Here is a 19512-nt window from a genome sequence, read left to right as displayed (position 1 = left end):
ACGCCAGGGTCTGTGCAACGATCCGTTACTGATCTTGATTGCCCTGGAGTCGTGCCCATGACGCTGACCGACCTGTGCCCCGCCGCACCGCGCTTCTGGCGCGACGAGCGCCTGCCGTTCATCGAAGCGCGCACCATCGCCGACGGGCGCAAGGTCACTTATACCCGTCACGCCCATGAGCATTTTTCCATCGGCGCGATCACCACCGGGCGCAGCTATTACCTTTACGGCGCCGATACGTTCCTGATCAGCGCCGGCACCGTGGTACTGATGAACCCGGGCGATGTGCATGCCTGCAACCCTATCCACGACCAGCCATGGTCCTATCACATGCTCTACCTCGACACGCCCTGGCTGACCGAATTGCAGTACCAATTGGGCTTCAGCACCGACCAGGGTTATCGCGCTTTCAATACGCCGCATACCCGTGACCCACTGCTGTACAGCGGCTTGCTGGCGTTGTACCGGATGCTGGTGAATGAGCAGGCCGAGCTCCTGCAAAAGCAAAGCGCGTTGGTGAGTTACTTCAGCGAAGTCCAGCAGCGCCTGAACCCTTCACCCACACCAATGCGCGAGGTCAACCACAAGCTGGAACGGGCCGCCGAGTACATCCGTGTGCACTGCACCGAGGCGTTGAAACTCGAAGACATCTGCCTGGCCGCCGAGCTGTCGCCGTCGTACCTGATCCGCGCCTTCAAGCAGTATTACGGGCTGACGCCCCATGCGTTCCTGGTCAACCAGCGCATCCAGTTTGCCCGCACCCGGCTGCGCAATGGCGAGTTGATCGCCGATGTGGCTCTCGCTGCGGGCTTTGCCGACCAGGCGCACTTCCAGCGCACCTTCAAGCAGCATTTCGCCGCCACGCCCGGTCAGTACCGCGAGGTGCTCAAGCCATCAGCAAATAACCCACACTGGCCACCAGCAACGCGGCCATTGAGCGGTTGAACAGGCGCACGCCGTGGGGATTGCCCAGGTAGCGGCGCAGAAAGGTCCCGGCATAGGCCCAGCACGCCACCGACACGTAGCAGATCACCAGGTAGAGGCTGGCAAACAACCAGATTTGCCGCGCGTCGCCATCGGCCGCAAACAAGCCCATGCCCGCCACACAAGCCAGCCAGGCCTTGGGGTTGAGCCATTGCATGATCGCGCCGTAGAGCATCGACGGCGCAGTTGCGGCGCCGTCCGCGTCCAACCGGCCGTCGTCCGCCGCCAGTTTCCAGGCCATGTACAGCAGGAAGGCGACCCCACCCCACTGGATCAACTGGGTCAGGATGGGCCAGCGCAGCAGCACCTCGTGCAGCCCCAGGCCGATCAGCACCAACAGCAAGGTAAAGCCAACAGCGGCGCCGAACACATGCTTCTGGCTGGCGACAAAACCGAAGCGTGCCCCTGAACTCAGGGCGACCACGTTGACCGGTCCCGGCGTGATGGATGTGGCCAGGGCGAAGGCGGCCATGGAAATGATCAAGCTCATTGCGGTTCCCTTTTTATGATGAGGCGTAAACAGGGTTCCACGGTATAAGGCCCACGCGCAGCGGTATTGAACAAAATGCCCCTGCGGCGGCAATGGCCTCACGCGTTGATCAACGAGAAATGTGCGCCTACCCCGGCGCGCACGCCCTCGCCCACGGCCAGCGCAACGGACCCGGCGGCGAGGGATGCATCACCACAGGCAAACACGCCAGGCACCGAGGTCTGGCGAGTGTCGTTGGTGTGCAGGTAAGGCCCGGTGGGGCCGTCGACCCATTCACAGCCCAGTTGTTCGGCCAACGGACTGATGCGCGTGCGGGACAGGGTGAAGATCCCGTCGAGCTTGAACACCCTGCCATCATCCAATTCCAGGTCGGCGCGCTCCCCGCTGATACGTCGCACGCCAGCGCTTTCCACGATGACCCCACGTCGGTCCAACTGCGCCTGTTGCTCGGCATCCGGGGTAAACACACCATTGGTGAACAAGGTGGTGGGCCCCCAGTCCGGCAGCATCAGCGCGTGGTGCATCGCCAGGGGTGAGGTGGCCAGGACGCCAATACGGCCTTGGTCCAGTTCATAGCCATGGCAGTAGGGACAATGGAACACTCGCGTACCCCAGCGCTCTTTCAAGCCTTCGACCGCCGGCAGTTCATCCACCACTCCGGTGGCGAGGATCAAGCGTCTGGCGTGAAACGTACCGCTATGTTCGGTGCGTACACTGAACCCCTCAACCGGCTGGTTGACCTGCACCGCACTGCCCTGCACCCACGTGACCGTCGGATACTCCATCAACTGGCTGCGCCCTTCGGCCGCAATGACCTCCGGCGCCTGGCCGTCCTGCCCGAGAAACCCGTGGGACGTGGCGGCAAACCGGTTGCGTCGCTGCCCCGCATCGATCACCAACACCTGGCGCCGCGCCCTTGCCAATTGCAGGCCCGCAGACAGGCCGGCATAGCTGCCGCCCACGATAATCACGTCGTACATCATGAAAGTAACTCCATGTTGTGTGCTCGCGGTTATCCGCGGGCTTTCACGACACACCATAAGTTACATAAAAATAGCCCGTCAAGAGTCTCGCAACTTTTCGAGTTACGAACGATACTTTCGACTGACCCAACCTGAGGCTGATTGATGAGAAACGACACGCGCCTGTCGCGCATGCTCCACGTACTGATCCATATGGGCCGTCATGAAGAACGCGCCACATCGGAGACCATCGCGCAGATGCTCGGCACCAACCCAGTGGTGGTGCGACGCACCCTGGGGTTGCTCAAGGAGAAAGGCTATGTGCGTTCGGAAAAGGGCCACCAGGGCGGCTGGAGCCTGGGCAAACCCTTGAGCGAAATCACTCTGCTGGACATTCACAATGCCCTGGGCACGCCTTCGATATTCGCCATCGGCCTGTCCACCGATCACCCCGAGTGCCTGGTGGAACAGGCGGTGAATGCCGCACTCACGGATGCCTTCGAACAAGCCCAGGCATTGCTGCTGAAACGCCTGGGCAAGATCAGCCTGGCGCAGTTGGCCGAGGACTTTGACGAACGCTACCGCGTGGCAATGCTGCCTTAGCGCTGCGTGGGAATACGAATATCGCCCACACGGCACTGGGTTTTGACACTGCGCGGGCAGCCGGCAAACGCCAGGTCCTTGGTCAGGCACACGCGCACTTCCGACAGCACCTTGCCTTTGCAGATCACCGCCAGGCCATGGCTGCCCATGCGCGGGTTGCTTTCGCGAAACAGCGCCTCGATCTCGCGGGCCTGCAACGACGACGGCGTGTTGAACGGTTGCAGTTGCGCCGGGATGGTGACTACGCCCAGCGCCGTATCGGTTTTCTCCAGGTACGCCAAGGGTTCCAGCCCGCTGCAGGTGCCGTGCTTGGCCCATTCGTGCTTGAGCAGCGAGCGCGTCGGGAACAGCGCCGCGCCCTTGTCCATCTCTTCACGGCTCAACGTAGATTGCGGCGCGCAGGTCGCCGGCCACCCTCCCCGCGCGTATTGCGGCCACAAGCCGTGCAGCACGAAGCCGTAACCCTTGCCCGAACATTGTTCGTTGTTTGGGTGCGTCAGGCAAAAGGTCGGCGACCATGACAACGACAGCACATAAAAATCAAATTCCCCAGGCGTCCCTTGGTTACGCGGGGCCGCCACTGCGCTGGTGGCCAGCACCAGCCACACCATCATCCAGTACTTCATGCGTGTATTCCTTGAAAAAAACCAGGTATACCGCAACTACTCAGGATGGTTGGGGTTACGTTGCAACACCTTGTCCAGGACCCGATCGGTCTTCAACGCCTCGATCGCCAGCGAAGGATGCTCGGCTTCGCCGCGAATATGCGCGTTCATGGCCAATACGTGGTGCCACTGGATATGCGCGTGGCACGGCACCTCCAGCACCTCGTTGAACTCACCGTCGAGGCGCAGCGGCTGATCCTCGAACACCGAGAACTGGATGCGCCCACGGCTGCCGATCAACTCGACCAGATCCTCACGACGGTCGGCTACAAAGTTCCAACAGCCCATGCCCAGCGCGCCAGAACTGAACGTCCAGCAGGCCGTCACGGCGTCCTCGGCCGCATAGCTTGCGGCCTGTCGTGCAGTAAAGCCCGAGACCTCGACGATGTCCCCGGCCAGGTATTGGAACAGGTCAAATCCGTGGCTGGCCAGGTCGGCAAAGTAGCCGCCACCGGCGATGGTCGGGTTGGTGCGCCAGTTGGCGGCGCTGGTATCCTCGGCAGCCGGTGGCTTGCAGAGGGTCCAGGTCAGGTGGCGTAACGTGCCGATGCGCCCGTCCTGCAGCCACGCGCGCACTTGCTGGAAGCGCGGCAGCGAGCGCCGGTAGTAGGAGACAAACAGGTGCAGCCCGGCACGTTCGAAGGTGCGCTGCATCAACGCGCTCTGTTCGGCGTTCAGCGACATCGGTTTCTCGACGCAGCAATGCTTGCCGGCCGCCGCCACCATCAGGCTGTACTCCAGGTGACTGTCGGGCGGCGTGGCGATGTACACGGCGTCCACTTCAGGGTCGTTGATCAGTGCCTGGGCGTCGGTGTAGTAACGGGCAATCCCGTGACGTGATGCATAATCGCGCACGGCGTCCTCGCGACGCCCCATCACGGCCACCAGCGCCGAACCTGGCGCTTTGTAAAAAGCGGGTCCACTCTTTAACTCAGTGACACTGCCACAACCGATCATGCCCCAACGTACGGTGCTCATCTGTTTTCCTCGTCCGTTTTCATCAATCAGGCAGTATCCACATCCCCACGCCGTTGTGCCATAACCACCTAGCATGACAATTGCATTACACTTTTATGACATTCATCCCACTGCGGGGGCACAGACGATGAAAATACGCGCAACGGTCATTTGCGAACACGAGGGGCATATCCTCTTCGTGCGCAAGGCCAGATCAAAATGGGCGCTGCCGGGCGGCAAGGTTGAACAGGGCGAACGCCCGGTCGGCGCCGCCGAACGGGAGCTGGAAGAGGAAACCGGGTTGAACGTGGATGGCCTGCTGTACTTGCAGGAGCTGAAGGCCCGCGACACCGTCCACCATGTGTTTGAAGCCTCGGTGGTGAATATCGCGGATGCACGGCCACTGAACGAGATCGTCGACTGTCAGTGGCACGCCTATGGCTCCTTGGACGATATGGACACTACCGACGCGACCCGCCATATCGTCAAATCCTTTCTACGTCGCCTGTAAATCCGCGCTCGGCCTGCTGTCGATTAATCCTGGTTTACCAAGCGCCTTTGGACTGCGTAGCGGTGCAGTCTTTTCAAACTAAGAGTTGGCGGCTCGCAGCTCAAGACCGAGGTTTGTTGCCTGCCGACTTTGCCTGCCCGCGCATGTACAAGGCCTCCACCAGCTTCTGCCGCTCATCCTGGGGCAAATTGCCGGCGAACTGCGCCAGGGTGCTGTCGACCAGCGCCCGAAGGGCCATATCGGCCTCCCGTGCCTTGGCCAGCTCTGCCACCAATGCCTCACGGTCCAGGCTCGGCGCTTCCAATTGCTTGATCACACCCAACCGCGCTTCACGCCCGGCCATGATCAGCGGCTGGCTGTCGTCACGATTGTGGCGCAACAGTTGGCGCAGCTCCCTGCGCCGTTCGGGTGGCAGTTTGAACATGGCTTGACGCAGACCGTGCTGGTTGACGACCGCTTCGGCCGGTCTGGCGCTGACCATCCAGTGATAAAGGCCACCGCCTACGCCTCCGATCAAAAACACGTTGAGCAACACCGACACGAGCAACCACGGCTTGAGGGATCTGGCTGTCATTGCTCGGTTTCCTCGGCGTTGACGGTGAAAACGACTTCCGCGTCACCTTGATCGAAGACGCTGGGCAGCACTTCGGACGACAACATCGGCAGCGGCACGCTCATGGACGCCACCAGCATCCCGGTGACGATGCCGGCAATGCCCACGCTTACCAGGCCTGCGGGCGACAGCCAGCGGCCGTAACGCGACCAGAACGATCCAGGCAGCGCGGCCGACTGGCGGATCTGCCGGGCCAATACCGGGTCGATGAATGCCAGTTGATGGCTGTCCAACTGGCCGTCAAGCCAACGTGCCTGCTGCAAGGCTTCGCGCGCATGCACATTGCCGCTGCGCAGCAAGGCCTGAGCGGTGGCCTGTTCAGCATCCGGCCAGCGACGCAGGTCCGCCCCATAGGCGTCGGCCAGGTAAGCAAAACGTTCGGGTGTCATGGTTTTCCCCTTCCTGGGCGGGCGAGCCCGGGTGTGTCGGCAAGTTGGCTGCGCAACTGGCGTCGGGCCCGCGACAGCAGGCTCTCCAGTGCCTCGACGCTGATATTCATCAGGGCTGCGGCGTCGATGTTCGACAGCTCCTGGTAGTACTGCAACACGATGGCTTCGCGCTGGCGTTCGGGCAAGGCCGCCAACGCGGCGGCCATGCGTACACTGCGGTCCTGGGTTTCCAGTTGCTCCTCAGGCGATGGCGAGCTGTCTGCCACCTCCACCGCCTCTTCGTCGCTCAACGGACGTTCCTTGCGTCGGCGCAGGCGGTCGTGGCACAGGTTCAGCGCAACCCGGTGCAACCAGGTGTCGAAACGCGCCTCGCCACTGCGCCAGTTGGCGGCCTGGCGCCAGATACGCAGGAAGCTTTCCTGAGCCACGTCCTTGGCCTCATCGGCGTCCCCCAGGATCCGACTGGCGAACGCCAGCAAACGCGGGAGTTTACGCGTCACCATTTCGTTGACGGCGGCAGGTTCGTTATTGCCGATACGCGCCAGCAGCTCAACGTCCGGATCAGTGTCTTTCAATCGGGAGTTCTCAGGGCCAAGGGTCAGGGTTCAGCGGATCCAATGCCCTTCGCGCCAGTACCAGTTCGGGCCATGGGCTTCCCAATGGCCAGGCTCCCAGCGCGCATGACGCATGACTGGCTGCCAGTGGCCCGGTACCCAGCCATAACCGCGCCCCTCCCAACGCCAGTGGCCCCGGTCCCAGGCATACCCGGGGCGCTCGGCCGGGATCATTTCCACACGCTGCGGCGGCGGCGCCTGCTGGATGATGATTTCGGTCTGGGCAAAAGTCGGGGTGCTGACAAGCGCGGCGAGAGCCAGCGGAGCAAGCAAGACAAAACGCAATTTGGCCAGGGGTCTCATGGCAACTCCTTCATGCAACACGCGAAAGTGCAGGTTGCTGATGGGTTGAACGGCGCGTGCGCAAAAATCCGTCGCAGGCTGCGCAGATTTTTCAGCAGGGGGTCGAGACCAGTATTGCTCAAGGGCTGGCGGGGCTTGATGAAATGTTTGAAAGGATCGCGACGGATTTTCGCGGCTGGCCACGTTGAAGGATTAACCCAGGTCAACCCAAGAGGAAACACCATGTACCGTCGACTTACCCTGCTGGTTGCGGCTTTGCTGATCGTCAGCCTCAGCGGCTGCGTAATCGTGCCGGAGCACCGTCATTGCTGCTGGCGTTACTACGGCGCGCTGGATGCGCCAAGCCATGCTGTCAACGGCTAGCTGACCGCCGCAACACCATGGCGCCCGGACTTGATCTCGGTGCGCAGCTCGCCGATGAGGTTTGAGATGGAACGGAGGCTGTCCAAACCCTCGGGTAGCCCGACCGCAATTCAGTGCAAAAACGTCGAGGCGTTGACGCCACAAGTCGCGCCACACGACCTCTCGTCTGCTGCATCGGCAAGCGCTTGACTCCAACCGTCGATCACAAGAGGCTCTCAGGCAATTAGCCATCATTCGAGTCACCCGTCATGAGTATCGACCCTCCGAGCCAGCCCGACAGCGATGTATACCGGACACTGCTGGAGTCGACCAAAGCCATCCCCTGGCGTATCGACTGGCAGAGCATGACCTTCAGCTATATCGGCCCGCAGATCGAAGCGCTGCTGGGCTGGACCCCGCAAAGCTGGGTCAGCGTCGACGACTGGGTCTCGCGCATGCACCCGGATGACCGCGAATACGTAGTGAATTTCTGCGTGTCGCAATCCCGTGCCGGGATGGACCATGAGGCGGATTATCGGGCACTGACGGTGAACGGCGACTACGTGTGGATTCGCGACGTGGTGCATGTGGTGCGCAAGGACGGCGAAGTCGAGGCGCTGATTGGCTTTATGTTCGACATCAGTGAACGCAAGAAGACCGAAGAACATCTGGTGCGCCTGCAAAAACAGCTCGAGGAATATTCCTATCAAGACGGCCTCACCGGCATCGCCAACCGGCGCATGTTCGACACCGTGCTCGAGCGCGAATGGGCCAGCGCTCTGCGCAGCCAGTTACCCCTGTCGTTGATCATCCTGGATATAGATTTCTTCAAGCAGTACAACGACCACTACGGCCATATCAAGGGCGACGAATGCCTGCGCCAGGTCGCGCGCACCCTGTCCCAGGCCGCCAACCGGCCCCGGGATTTCATCGCACGGATCGGCGGTGAGGAGTTTGTGTGGTTGCTGCCGGAAACCGACGCGGCGTCGGCCCAACAGGTGGCACAGCGCTGCCTGCACCTGATCTGCCAGCAACAGATCGAACATGGCTTTTCAGCGGTATCCAACCTGTTGACCCTGAGCCTGGGCGTGGGTACGCGCATCGTCAAACCTGACAGCCCGATGCTGGATTTTGTCGAAGATGTCGACAAGTTGCTCTACCAGGCCAAACGCAACGGGCGAATGCGCGCAGAGTTTGCAGACGGGGAAGTTTGACGCGGGTCAAATCGCAGGCAAAAAAAATCCCAAGTAGCTGATGGAAACTTGGGATTTAAAAATGCATAAACCGTGGGAGGTGAACGCCCGGCTATAGTAACGAGTGTAAAAAGCTGTAACAAGAAAATTTTATATCCTTTCGTCGGATTAAAAGCGGTGTAAGTCCTTCAATAACCACATGTTTTTTAAGGTGGTGACGGATATAAGTGCCACTTTTTGGTGCAACTACCGTCGATATTTCCACTTATAAAAAAGGGTTATTAGTTAAGGCGGCATAACACTTTTCGACCCGTTCGCCCTCAATTGCTTGCAGGTATCGCGAAGTTCGAGGCCACCGGATGTGGCCACACTGGCGACCCGCTCAACCTGCCGGCAAAGTGCCAAACGCTCGGCCGCTTCTTCGCGCTGGCGATCCGCCTTGGCGTTGAGTTGCACGAAATATCCCCCCAGCACCACCGCGACGCACAGCACGCCGACCGCGAGGAAACGCAAGCTGGTGGGCGATGAGTGTTCTGGCTGGTGCATGATCCTGCGCGCCCTGCTCTATTTGCGTCGAAGTCCGCGATTGTATGCAAATAGAAACATAGGGTTTGTCATGGATTTGTAAAATGGCAGGAACTACAACGACGCCGGTTTCATCCCTGGTAACTCCTTCTGCGACGGTGTCCGCCCCAGCAAGCGATACAAAGGCAGGCACGCCGCCTGGATCAACAGCATGCGGATCACCTGCATCGCAGTCACCAGCGTCACTGCCAGGCCCAGGGCCTCGGCGGTCAGGCTCATCTCCGGCGCGCTGCCGGGCATCATGCCCAGGGCCAGCGACAGCCACGGCGTGCCCAGCCAGGTGCCGAGGCCCCACGCGGCGAGGGCCGTGGCAATTACCGAACCCGCCAACAACAGCAACACCTTCAACAGAAACCCCGGCGCCCGCAGGAAAAAACTGCGGTCGAACGCGACACCCAGCGCACAGCCGATCAACAACTGGCCACTGCCACTGAGCCAGCCCGGCATGCTCATCGACAAGTTATTGCAGCCTACCCCCACCGCGCAGATCAGGAACGGTCCGAACGTCCACGGGTTGGGCAGTTTGCAGCGCTGGAACCCCAGGGCTGCCAAACAGCTCATCGCCAGGATGAACACCAGCCAGGGCCAGATCACCGGCAACGGCGCATGAACAGCCACCTGCGGCATCCCAAAGGTGGCGACAGCCGGCACCGCCAGCAGGATCAGCAGCAACCGAATGCTATGGGCCGCCGCGATAAACGACGTGTCCGCCTGACGCTGACGCCCCAGGTGCACCATCTCGGTGGAATTGGCCGGCATCAAGGCGAAGAACGCCGTGCCGAACGAAACGCCCCAGCGATGCAGGATCAGTATCGAACCCAAGGCCAGCACCAGCGTCAGCATCACTGCCGATACGATCAGGCCAAGATGGGTCGCCACTTGCTGCATCACCGGCAGGGTGAAATGACAGCCGATGGCCACTGCCACGATCAGTTGTCCGATCTTGCGCCCATACGGCACTTCCGGCACCCGCGCGCCGGCGCATCGGCTCAGCATCACGGCGACCAGCGAGCCAATCACCCAGGGCAACGGCCACCCCGCCCAACTGGCAATGCCGCCGCCCAAGGCGCCGATGATGAGGGTCAGGAGCCAATACTGGCGAAGGTTGAGCATGGTGGTGAACCCGGCATGGAGAAGAATGCCGACAGGTTATAGACTTGCCATCATCACAGAAAATATCCATTTGTGAATAAAATCATCACTCTTTGTTATGCGAGACCGTATGAATCTAAAAGCGCTGGCATACTGCGTCGAGATCGCCCGCCAAGGCAGCTTCACCAAGGCCGCGCAGGCGCTGCATGTGGCGCAACCGGCACTGAGCATGGCGGTCGGCCGGCTGGAAGAGGAACTGGGGGTCGCCCTGTTCAACCGCGCTACGCGGCAAATCAGCGTGACGGCCGAAGGCCAATTGTTCCTGACGCGCGCCGAGGCCTGCCTGGAAGGTTTGGCCGGTGCCCGTCGTGAACTGCAGGACCTGACTCAACTGCACAGCGGCGAGATCCGCGTCGGCGTGCCGCCCATGTACGGCATCCGCCATATTCCCGAACTGCTGATGCAATTTCGCGCGCGCTATCCCGGCATTGCCATGCATGTGGTGGAAGGCAGTGCCGATGACATCAGCGAACGCCTGGCCACACGGCAGATTGATGTGGCATTGCTGGAGTCGCGACGGGTTGACCCGGACTGGGAGTCGGTGCTGCTCGGCAGCGATGAGATGGTGTTGTGCATGCACGAACAGCATCCGCTGGCCGGGGCCTCCTCGATCCCGGCTGAGCGCTTGCAGCATGAGCCCATGCTGGTCTTCGATAACACCTTCCTGCAACGCCACCTGCTGGATGCCTTTTGCAGCCAGGCCCGCGTGCGTTTCAACATCGCCCTGGAAAGCAATTTCGTCCCGCTGGTGATTGCCGCCACCCGCAACGCAATGGGGCTTTCCACCCTGCTGCGTTCGGTGCAGGAGCAGGAATCCGGGCTCGTCGGTGTGTCCTTCGAACCCGCGCAATTCATGCACTTCAACCTGTGCTGGCGAGCCAGTGAATACTTGTCCCAGGCCAATCGGCGGTTCATTGAAACGGCAAAGGCGTATTTCCAGGAAGATGCCAGCTCGCCGCTGACGCGCTAAGCAGGCGGGTCGATCATTTGCGTGCCACTTTGTAGCGCACGCAATCCTGATAGAAACTCTGGCGAATCGCTTCGGGCTTGAGCCGTGAACGACTGTCATACGTCTGCTCGGTGATGCCCATGGCCATCATGCGCATCCAGGATTTATTGAACTTGATGGTCTGGATCTTCTGCCGCGCGGCGTACAGCGACACCCCCGACAGCTTGAGCTCCTGGGCCCTGGCGGCCGTGCCGGCGCCCCAGCTGCACATGTACTTGTCACCCTCGCGCAGCTCTCGTGCCTGCACGGCAGCCGCGCCGCCAGCCAGGGAGCAGGCAATCAGCATGATTCCAACAGTGCGCATTTGCTTCCTCACCTAACCACCTGAAAATAAAAGCGATTCTGGCGAGGATTTTGTTACAAAGGGGCCATTAAATTGCCTTATCGGCGTGCCATCACCACTGATAGGTCGCACTCGCCTGCACCGTGCGCTGCGAGCCATACCAGCACCACGAGTAGGAATAGCACGACGCGACGTACTCTTTATTCGCCAGGTTGGTGGCGTTCAGGGCCAGGCGCAGGTTGTCCTTGAGGTTGGCGATGTTCGGGATGTCGTAGTGCACCGCCGCATCGAACAAGGTGTAGCCCGGCACCTTCAGGGTGTTGGCGGTATCGCCCCAGGACGAGCCGACATAACGCGCACCGGCGCCGGCACCGAAGCCCTTGAGGTTACCATCATGGAAGGTGTAGTCAGCCCACGCCGAAGCTGTGTGGCGCGGTACCGCGTAGTTGGTGGTGCCCTCGGCGTTGATGGCCGGGCCTACGCCGATATCGCTGATGGGCGCATAACGCACGGTGTTATTCGACTTGCTGATGCGGTTATCCAGGTAGGCATAGGCCGCCGTGATGTCCAGGTTGTCGTTGAGGCTGGCCTTGCCTTCCAGCTCAAAACCACGGGATTGCACTTCGCCGTCCTGGCTCTGGCAGCGACCGCTGCCGCACAGGTGGGTGGGGTCCGGGTCGGTGGTGAGGACGTTGGTCTGGCGCAGGTCGAAGATCGCCGCCGTGATAAAGCTGTTACTGCCCGGCGGCTGGTACTTGATGCCGATTTCATACTGCTTGCCTTCGGTCGGCTTGAATACCGAACCGCCGTAACCGGTGCCCGACTGCGGGTTGAACGACTCCGCATAGCTGGCATACGGCGCCAGGCCATTATCGAAGAGATAGACCAGGCCAATACGCCCGGTAAAGGCCTTGCTGTCCAGGGAGGATTGGCTCTTGGCCCCGGTGCGCAGGGTCTTGGTGGTGCTGTCGGTGCTGGCCCAGTCATAACGACCGCCCAGCAACAGCACCCATTTGTCCCACTTCATCTGCTCTTGCAGGTACACGCCGGTTTGTTCGCTGCGCGACGTACCGTCGGTGGTGTACGCCGGTACCGGCACGGCCGCGCCATAGACCGGGTTGAAAATATCCAGGGTCGGCCCGGCGGTATACGTCCCTGAGCCCAACAGGGTCTCGGTGCTGGTGTTCTGGTAGTCGAGCCCCATCAGCAAGGTGTGTTGCAGTGGGCCAGTGTCGAATTTGGCCTGCACCTGGTTGTCGAGGGTATAGGCATTCATGTCGACGTCACTGGCGATGGTGGAGCGGCGAATGGTGCGATAGTCCGTCATCAGGTAGTTGCTGTAGAGGCTGCGATAGCGCCCTTCGCTGCGCAGGTAACGCGCGTTCTGGCGCACGGTCCACACATCGTTGAAGTGATGCTCGAAAGCCCAGCCGATGGAGTAGTACTCGCGATCGCTTTTCTCGAAGTTCTTTTCGCCATCATAAAAGTCCACATCGATGCTGCGCCCGGTCGGGCTGTGCAATACCGAGCCCCAGGCCGGCATCGAACCATAGGACGCGCCCTTCGGATCCTTCTGAAAATGCCCGAGCAAGGTCAGCGAGGTAGCGTCATCCGGCCGCCAGGTGAAGGCCGTGGACAGCGACTGGCGACGGGTTTCGGTGTGTTCGACCTGGCCATTGGCATCGTCGAAAAGCCCCGCGACCCGGTAGGAATAAACGCCCTGATCGTCAATCGGCCCGCTAAGGTCGAAGGTGGTGCGTTTCTTGTTGAAGGTGCCGTATTCGACGCCCACTTCATGGAACGGCGTATCCATCGGCCGCTTGCTGACCATATTGATCACCCCGCTCGGCGTGCCCTGCCCGTACAGCACCGAAGCCGGGCCGCGCAGCACTTCGACGCGCTCCAGGTCGAAGGCATCCTTTTGCGGCAACGCGTCACGGCTCGACGGCATGCGCAGGCCGTCCAGGTAAGTGGCCGGGGCAAAACCACGAATGGTCAGTTGGTCGAGGCGCGAAGCGGTGGCGCCACGGGTTTCCGGGATGACCGCAGCGCTGTAGCGCAGGATCTGGTTGAGGCTCTCGGCGTTCTGCGCGCGCATCTGGTCTTTGGTGACGATGGAAATCGACTGCGGGGTTTCGATCAGCGCGGTATCGGTCTTGGTGCCCGACAAACTGCGGGTAGCCACATAACCGGCGACCGGCCCGGTGGGGCTTTCGGCCTGGTAGGCACCGCTGATGGTGGTGGCCTGCAGCTCCATCGCGCCGCCGTTATCCGGGAGGGCTTCCAGACGGTAGCGGTCGGCAGAGATCTTCAGCGCCTGCAGGCCGCTGCCGGCGAGCAACTGGGTCAGCGCCACATCGGTGGCGTATTGCCCGCTCAAGCCGTTGCTGCGTTTGCCGCGTGTCAGGCTCGCATCAAACGCCAATACCAGGCCCGCCTGCTCGGCCAGGCTATTGAGCGCCTGGCTCAAGTCACCGGCCGGAATCTGAAAGCGCCGTACAGCGCTGCTGCTTTCTTCGGCAAAGGCGGATTGGACGTTCAGCAACGGCACGGCGGCAAAAGCCAGCGCCACTGACAAGGCCAGTGGGTGCAAGGGACGAGCAAGGCGCGACATGGGAAATCCTGCGTAATAAAGGTTCTATTAACCATGACGGCCAGGTCGGGAAATCGGGCAAGAATGAGAGCAGTTTTTATTTGAGCGGTGTACTGCAATCGGTTGGAGCGCTTTTTTATGTAGCCCTTCAGGTTGGTTTTTCGCGGTTTTTTCCTGACGGTGGTCAGCCCTTTCTGATTTTCCCCGCCGTTCATCCAGCCGCTTTTTACTGCGGCAGACTCCGACGCCTTGCCCTCTGCCGAGACGTCACGGATGACCCACGCTTCCCACATTGCCTCTATCGAACATGAGCTGGATGGCTTTCATCAGAGCCTGGTGACCTATCGCCAGCAGATGGGCGCCTGGTATTCGCGGGCGCTGGATTCGGTGAGCCATGCGGCGGATATGCCGTCGTTGCTGGGGATGGATCGGGTGTTGCGCGTGGGGGATTCGCAGCGTTCGGTGAGCCTTTCCGATGCGGATTTTTCGACCGTCGCCCAGTGCCCCTCGGGCGGCGAACTGAAGATCGAGAGTCAATTCGAGTCGGTGTATGACGTGCCGCTTGGTGATATTGCGGTCGAGGTGATCGGGCTGGATGACGGCAGTTCCGCGCGGGTCATGCTGGATGAGCATGGCAAGGGCTCACACCACTGCGCCGCGGGCGGGCGCTATCAGGTGCGGGTACAGGGCGGTGTTTCCGAGGAGCAGGTGGATGCGCTCTTCGCCTCCTACGACGGGCTGATGGCGGATCTGGAGCGGTGGCTTCGCGAACAGTGGCAAGGCTTCAAGCCGCATTGGCAGCAATCCACGGCCAGTGCAATTGGCAGCGGCGTGCTGGCGGGCAGTTGGGCGGCGATCCGGGACGTGTGGGACAGCATCAAGCTGGTGCAGGCGATTCTTGAAGACCCGTTGAAGTACATCGAACAGCTGGGGGCTGAAGCGGCCAAGCTGGCACAAATCGCCACCGATGCGCCCAAGGTCATGGAACAGGCGATGTTGCTCGCCAGTGATGAAGCGGCGCTGTTCCTGCTGGTGCGCACGGCGATGATCTGGTTGGACGCATTGCCGCCCAGTGAGATTGCGCAGGTGGCTGCTGGGCTTGTGGTGTCGTTGCTGATTGACCTGGTGATTGGCGCGGTGCTGACCATCGCATTGCCGGCGGCGGCTGTGGCGTATTTGAGCCTGCGCCTGGCCAGGTATGGCGCTCGGATTGTTAAGGCCGCTGTTGGTTTTGCTCAGAGCGTGCTGGCGATTCTGACGAAGTTCATGCAGGCGGTGGATCGCTACAAGGCGGTGGCGGTTCGCGGCGTGGTCGGTGGGGTGAAGCAAGGCACGCTGCAGATGCGCTGGCGGGCGCGGCAGAACGCGGTGCTGAAGCAAAAAGAGCCTGTGGATGATGTGCCTGCTGTATCGACGAATCCGAAGGGCGATGCGGCGGCCTCTTCGGATAAGACGGTCACCAACGGCTGCCCCGTGTCGATGGTTACCGGGGAGGAACTGCTGACCTGACCGATGGCACGTTGGACGGGATTTTGCCGTTTGAGTGGACGCGGCTATATCGCACCAGTGCGGTGGAACTGGATTGCGGGTTGGGGTTTGGCTGGAGTCACTCGCTGGCGCATCGGCTTTCTGTTTCGGGCGATTCCGTCGTGTGGACGGACCATGAGAACCGCTCGATTGGGTTTCCACTGCCGACTGTTGCTCGACCAGCCATCACCAATAGTTCGGCCGAAGCGGCGATCTATTTGGGCGCGTCGCCGGATGAATTAGTGCTGGCCCAGGCGTCGCGGTTTTATCACTTTCGCGACGGTGTGCTGGTCTCGATCAGCGATGCGTACGACAACCGGTTGCGGATTTCTCGGGATTTTCTGGGGCGCATTGAGCGGCTGGATAACGGTTCGGGTTGTGCGCTGCTCTTGCGCTATGCGTCGGGCCGCATCGTGGCGGTGGACTACCAGGTGCAGCGGGCCGAAGGCCGTGGTCCGTATGCCTGGATTACTGAGCAGAACGTCGCTTCCTACGCCTACGACGACGCTGGCCGACTGGTCTCGGCGACCAATACGGTAGGTGAAAGCGAGGTTTATCGCTACGACGAGCAGCACGTGATTCTTGAACGTGGGCTGGCCGGTGGGGCGAGTTTCTTTTGGGAATGGGAACGGGCTGGCAAGGCCGCGCGGTGTGTGCGGCATTGGGCCAGTTTTTCGCAGATGGATACGCGGTATGCCTGGGGGGACGACGGCCGTGTCACGGTGCATAACGCCGATGGCAGCCAGGAAGTGTATGTCCATGACGACCGGGCGCGGCTGGTACAGCGGATTGATCCGGACGGTGCTCCGCATTTCAAATCCTATGACGACAAGGGTCGGCTGACGGTCGAGCAGGATCCTCTGGGTGCTGTGACGGCGTATCAGTACGACGAAGCCGGACGGTTGGTGGCGTTGTTTCCCGGGGATGATGAGCCAACAACCTACGAGCATGACAATGGCTTCGTACGGGTTGTAAGGCGGGGTCTGGCGGTCTGGAAATATGAGCGCAATGACCAGGGCGATGTCATTCGTAAGATCGATCCCGACGGCCATGTCACGGACTACAGCTACAACAAATACGGGCAACTGGTTGGGGTTTGGTACCCCGATCACAGTTGTCAGCGGCTGGTGTGGAATGATCGTGGGCAGCTCATAGAGGAACAACTACCCAATGGCGGGATCAAGCGTTACCGCTATGACGATCTTGGCCGGCAGATTGCCCGTGAGGATGAACATGGGGCGCTGACCCAGTATCAGTGGGACAGCGTGGGTCGGTTGGTTCGCGTGGTGCTGCCCGGTGGGGCGTGTCGGGAATACAGCTACAACCCCTACGGAAAAATCACCGCCGAACGCGACGAACTGGGGCATGTCACCCGTTACGAATATGCCGACGGTTTGCACCTGATCAGCCGGCGCATTAATGCAGATGGCACTCAGGTCAACTACCGCTACGACAACGTTCGGTTATTGCTGACCGAGATCGAAAACGAGGTCGGCGAGTCCTACCGACTTGATTACCACACCAACGGCCTGATACAGCAGGAGGTTGGGTTTGACGGGCAGCGTACGGCTTATGCCTACGACCTCAACGGCAATCTGCTGGAAAAGACCGAATACGGCGACGATGGCAGTCAGCTCGTTACTCGTTATGAGCGAGACCACGCCGGCCGCCTCGTACGAAAAACGCTGCCCGACGCCAGCGTTGTTGAATATGCCTACGACCGTCAGGGCAACCTCCTCAGCGTCGACAACGGCCACTGGGCGCTGGCCTACGAATACGACCCACAAAACCGCCTCACCGCCGAGCACCAGGGCTGGGGCAGCTTGCGCTACGGCTACGACGCCTGCGGCCAGCTTCAAACCCTGCGCCTACCCGACAACAACCGCGTCATCTTCAACCACGCCAAAGGCGGCCACCTCGCCAGCGTCGAGTTAAACGGCGCACCACTGACCTCCCATCTGTTCAAAGCCGGTCAAGAACACCAACGCCAACAAGGCCACCTCCTCAGCCACTACCACTACGACGACCAGCACCGCCTGCATGCCCACGCGATCACCCAGCAACAAGACCATCTCTACCAACGTCAATACAACTACGACAAAACCGGCAACCTCACCCGCCTGCTCGACACCCGCAAAGGCGAACACCACTACCACTACGACCCGTTAGGTCGTCTCACCCGCGCCGACCACTCCCAAGACCTGCAGGAACGCTTCGGCCACACCCCTGCCGGCACCCTGCTGATGCAAGACCGCCCCGGCCCCGACATCGTCGCCGGCAACCGCCTGATGATCCAGGGCGACCGTCACTACGACTATGACGCCTTCGGCAACCTGATCCGTGAACGCCGTGGCAAAGGCCATCAACTCGTCACCGAATATCGCTATGACTGTCAGCACCGGCTGATCGACATTACCCAACCCAACGGGCAAACCGCGAGCTATCGCTACGACCCGTTTGGCCGACGAATCAGCAAAGCCGTCGACGGCATCACGACGGAGTTTTTCTGGCAAGGCGACAAGCTGATTGCCGAACACCATGCGGACCGCCATCGCAGCTATCTCTACGAACCGGATAGCTTTCGTCCGTTAGCCTTATTGGAAGGCTTCGGTCCAAAAGATACCAAGCCCTACCACTACCAACTCGACCACCTCGGCACGCCCCAGGAGCTGACCGCCCCCGACGGCGAAATCGTCTGGTCCGCGCACTACCGCGCCTACGGCCAGATCAGCCGACTCGACAAAGGCACAATCGACAACCCGCTGCGTTTCCAGGGTCAGTACTTTGATCAGGAAAGCGGACTGCACTACAACCGCCATCGCTACTACAATCCGGATATTGGGTGTTACCTGACGCCAGATCCGGTGAAGCTGGCGGGTGGGATCAACGTCTACCAGTACGTGCCTAATCCTACGGGTTGGGTGGATCCTTTGGGATTGAGCAAATGCCCTGGCAACTGTGATCCAGCTAAAAGTCCTGAAAGCTCTTCGAGCAACGCGAACGTCAATGAAGGTCAACCACCGCTTCCTTCCCCTGAAGATATTGAATGGACGGCTCATGGCTATAAGCACAGCCCCTCAAAGAAAATGTCTTGGAAAGATATTTTGACAACGACAAAATCTGGTCCCGCCAAGTACAGGCCAGGGATAGATATTGAAAACCTGGAGAGAGAAGCCTATAAAAACGGCAGGATGACTACGAATGGAAAACCTTGGAAGGTGATGGAGTACGCTGAAAGCATCGGCGCAAGCGAGGGGGCTCCGAGCCGCTGGATACGCATAGAATTAAGCGCAAAAACAATTCACGGCCACCCTATTTCAGAGCAAGAATTCAGGAGATTAACCAAATGATCTCGTTAGACTTCATACAAGGTAATATCACCTATGATGAGCTTTCTTTGCTGGAGGATTCTGCGATTGAAGATCAAGTACACAACTTGAAGGAGGATATGTTTCAGGTGGAGTATCCGGACGGTTTCTTACTTGACGTAGGTTGGTTTCCCTCGTTCGATGCAAAAGGCCACTTCCAAATAAAGGTCGTCAAAGACTATGACTGGGACTCACCGACTCTAACTCTTACCACGCAATCAATTGATACGCTAGGCAAGTTACTTCTCCATGCACAATCTCAATTAATACTGCGCTGAAATTTTGATCCTTGGTGGCTGTATATTTACGCATGTGAGCTGCCGCGCAGATACAAAAAACACACCAACAAAAAGTCTCTGGAGTATGACT

At 60.2% G+C, this 19512-nt stretch carries 19 protein-coding genes and 1 pseudogene; 8 read left to right on the top strand and 12 right to left on the bottom strand.

Annotation, left to right across the window (positions count from 1 at the left end):
• Positions 1-57 precede the first annotated feature (57 nt).
• Positions 58-945: an AraC family transcriptional regulator gene (locus AB1462_RS29460; RefSeq protein WP_090405374.1), complete on the top strand. Its 888-nt coding sequence runs from the start codon at positions 58-60 to the stop codon at positions 943-945.
• On the opposite strand, the gene AB1462_RS29455 is transcribed toward AB1462_RS29460, so the two are convergent.
• Positions 887-1474, bottom strand: coding sequence for a LysE family translocator (locus AB1462_RS29455; protein WP_315338531.1), 588 nt, complete (start codon positions 1472-1474; stop codon positions 887-889). The genes AB1462_RS29460 and AB1462_RS29455 overlap by 59 nt on opposite strands.
• Positions 1475-1572: 98 nt before the next feature.
• Positions 1573-2457 carry an NAD(P)/FAD-dependent oxidoreductase gene (locus AB1462_RS29450; RefSeq protein ID WP_367248722.1) on the bottom strand — a complete coding sequence of 295 codons (885 nt, stop codon included), beginning with the start codon at positions 2455-2457 and terminating at the stop codon, positions 1573-1575.
• A 144-nt stretch (positions 2458-2601) separates the two neighbouring features.
• Here AB1462_RS29450 and AB1462_RS29445 point away from each other — a divergent pair, with 144 nt between their 5' ends.
• Entirely contained in the window at positions 2602-3039 is a 438-nt protein-coding gene (locus tag AB1462_RS29445) for an Rrf2 family transcriptional regulator (RefSeq protein ID WP_367248720.1), read from the top strand.
• Here the strand turns inward: AB1462_RS29445 and AB1462_RS29440 are convergent.
• On the bottom strand, positions 3036-3665 hold the full coding sequence (locus tag AB1462_RS29440) for a ribonuclease (RefSeq protein WP_367248718.1): 630 nt from the start codon (positions 3663-3665) through the stop codon (positions 3036-3038). The two genes, AB1462_RS29445 and AB1462_RS29440, sit on opposite strands and share 4 nt — an antisense overlap.
• Before the next feature lie 36 nt (positions 3666-3701).
• Positions 3702-4682 carry a Gfo/Idh/MocA family protein gene (locus AB1462_RS29435; protein WP_259193847.1) on the bottom strand — a complete coding sequence of 327 codons (981 nt, stop codon included), beginning with the start codon at positions 4680-4682 and terminating at the stop codon, positions 3702-3704.
• Positions 4683-4809: 127 nt separating this feature from the next.
• Here AB1462_RS29435 and AB1462_RS29430 point away from each other — a divergent pair, with 127 nt between their 5' ends.
• A complete protein-coding gene (locus AB1462_RS29430) occupies positions 4810-5172 on the top strand; it encodes an NUDIX domain-containing protein (protein WP_259193848.1) in 363 nt (120 codons plus the stop codon).
• 100 nt (positions 5173-5272) lie between these two features.
• Here AB1462_RS29430 and AB1462_RS29425 read toward each other — a convergent pair whose 3' ends face one another.
• Genes AB1462_RS29425 through AB1462_RS29410 form a run of 4 tightly spaced genes read right to left on the bottom strand, consistent with a single transcriptional unit; the run spans position 5273 to position 7091 of the window.
• Positions 5273-5746, bottom strand: coding sequence for a periplasmic heavy metal sensor (locus tag AB1462_RS29425; protein ID WP_090405396.1), 474 nt, complete (start codon positions 5744-5746; stop codon positions 5273-5275).
• A complete protein-coding gene (locus AB1462_RS29420) occupies positions 5743-6174 on the bottom strand; it encodes a hypothetical protein (protein WP_315338537.1) in 432 nt (143 codons plus the stop codon). Before AB1462_RS29420 ends, AB1462_RS29425 begins: the two co-directional genes overlap by 4 nt.
• Positions 6171-6749 (bottom strand): RNA polymerase sigma factor, encoded by a 579-nt coding sequence (locus tag AB1462_RS29415; RefSeq protein WP_367248716.1) that lies wholly within the window; start codon positions 6747-6749, stop codon positions 6171-6173. The genes AB1462_RS29420 and AB1462_RS29415 overlap by 4 nt, the downstream gene beginning before the upstream one ends.
• A gap of 30 nt (positions 6750-6779) precedes the next feature.
• Positions 6780-7091, bottom strand: a complete 312-nt coding sequence (locus tag AB1462_RS29410) for a YXWGXW repeat-containing protein (protein WP_090405404.1) — start codon at positions 7089-7091, stop codon at positions 6780-6782.
• A gap of 222 nt (positions 7092-7313) precedes the next feature.
• Here AB1462_RS29410 and AB1462_RS29405 point away from each other — a divergent pair, with 222 nt between their 5' ends.
• Positions 7314-7454 (top strand): hypothetical protein, encoded by a 141-nt coding sequence (locus AB1462_RS29405; protein WP_259193853.1) that lies wholly within the window; start codon positions 7314-7316, stop codon positions 7452-7454.
• Between the two features lie 248 nt (positions 7455-7702).
• Positions 7703-8647 (top strand): GGDEF domain-containing protein, encoded by a 945-nt coding sequence (locus tag AB1462_RS29400; protein WP_367248713.1) that lies wholly within the window; start codon positions 7703-7705, stop codon positions 8645-8647.
• A gap of 264 nt (positions 8648-8911) precedes the next feature.
• Here the strand turns inward: AB1462_RS29400 and AB1462_RS29395 are convergent, their stop codons facing one another.
• Together AB1462_RS29395 and AB1462_RS29390 are read right to left on the bottom strand one after the other, a co-directional pair.
• Positions 8912-9172 carry a hypothetical protein gene (locus AB1462_RS29395; RefSeq protein ID WP_259193855.1) on the bottom strand — a complete coding sequence of 87 codons (261 nt, stop codon included), beginning with the start codon at positions 9170-9172 and terminating at the stop codon, positions 8912-8914.
• 93 nt (positions 9173-9265) lie between these two features.
• Positions 9266-10324, bottom strand: a complete 1059-nt coding sequence (locus tag AB1462_RS29390; protein WP_367248712.1) for an AbrB family transcriptional regulator — start codon at positions 10322-10324, stop codon at positions 9266-9268.
• Positions 10325-10433: 109 nt separating this feature from the next.
• Between AB1462_RS29390 and AB1462_RS29385 the strand changes: the two genes are divergently transcribed.
• A complete protein-coding gene (locus AB1462_RS29385) occupies positions 10434-11333 on the top strand; it encodes a LysR family transcriptional regulator (RefSeq protein ID WP_090405414.1) in 900 nt (299 codons plus the stop codon).
• Positions 11334-11346: 13 nt separating this feature from the next.
• On the opposite strand, the gene AB1462_RS29380 is transcribed toward AB1462_RS29385, so the two are convergent.
• Complete coding sequence (locus tag AB1462_RS29380) at positions 11347-11676, bottom strand: hypothetical protein (RefSeq protein ID WP_026136677.1); 330 nt, start codon at positions 11674-11676, stop codon at positions 11347-11349.
• 91 nt (positions 11677-11767) lie between these two features.
• Complete coding sequence (locus AB1462_RS29375) at positions 11768-14269, bottom strand: TonB-dependent siderophore receptor (RefSeq protein ID WP_367248710.1); 2502 nt, start codon at positions 14267-14269, stop codon at positions 11768-11770.
• Positions 14270-14521: 252 nt separating this feature from the next.
• Here AB1462_RS29375 and AB1462_RS29370 point away from each other — a divergent pair.
• Together AB1462_RS29370 and AB1462_RS29365 are read left to right on the top strand one after the other, a co-directional pair.
• Positions 14522-19125 (top strand): annotated as a pseudogene (locus AB1462_RS29370) (RHS repeat-associated core domain-containing protein).
• Positions 19122-19421, top strand: coding sequence for a hypothetical protein (locus tag AB1462_RS29365; protein WP_259193860.1), 300 nt, complete (start codon positions 19122-19124; stop codon positions 19419-19421). The pseudogene AB1462_RS29370 and the gene AB1462_RS29365 overlap by 4 nt, the downstream one beginning before the upstream one ends.
• Positions 19422-19512: the final 91 nt, after the last annotated feature.

It is taken from the genome of Pseudomonas sp. SB113, assembly GCF_040754745.1.
Taxonomy (GTDB): Bacteria; Pseudomonadota; Gammaproteobacteria; order Pseudomonadales; family Pseudomonadaceae; genus Aquipseudomonas; species Aquipseudomonas grimontii.
The sequence above is the reverse complement of the archived record's forward strand: the minus strand, read 5'-3'. Positions and strand labels throughout refer to the sequence as shown.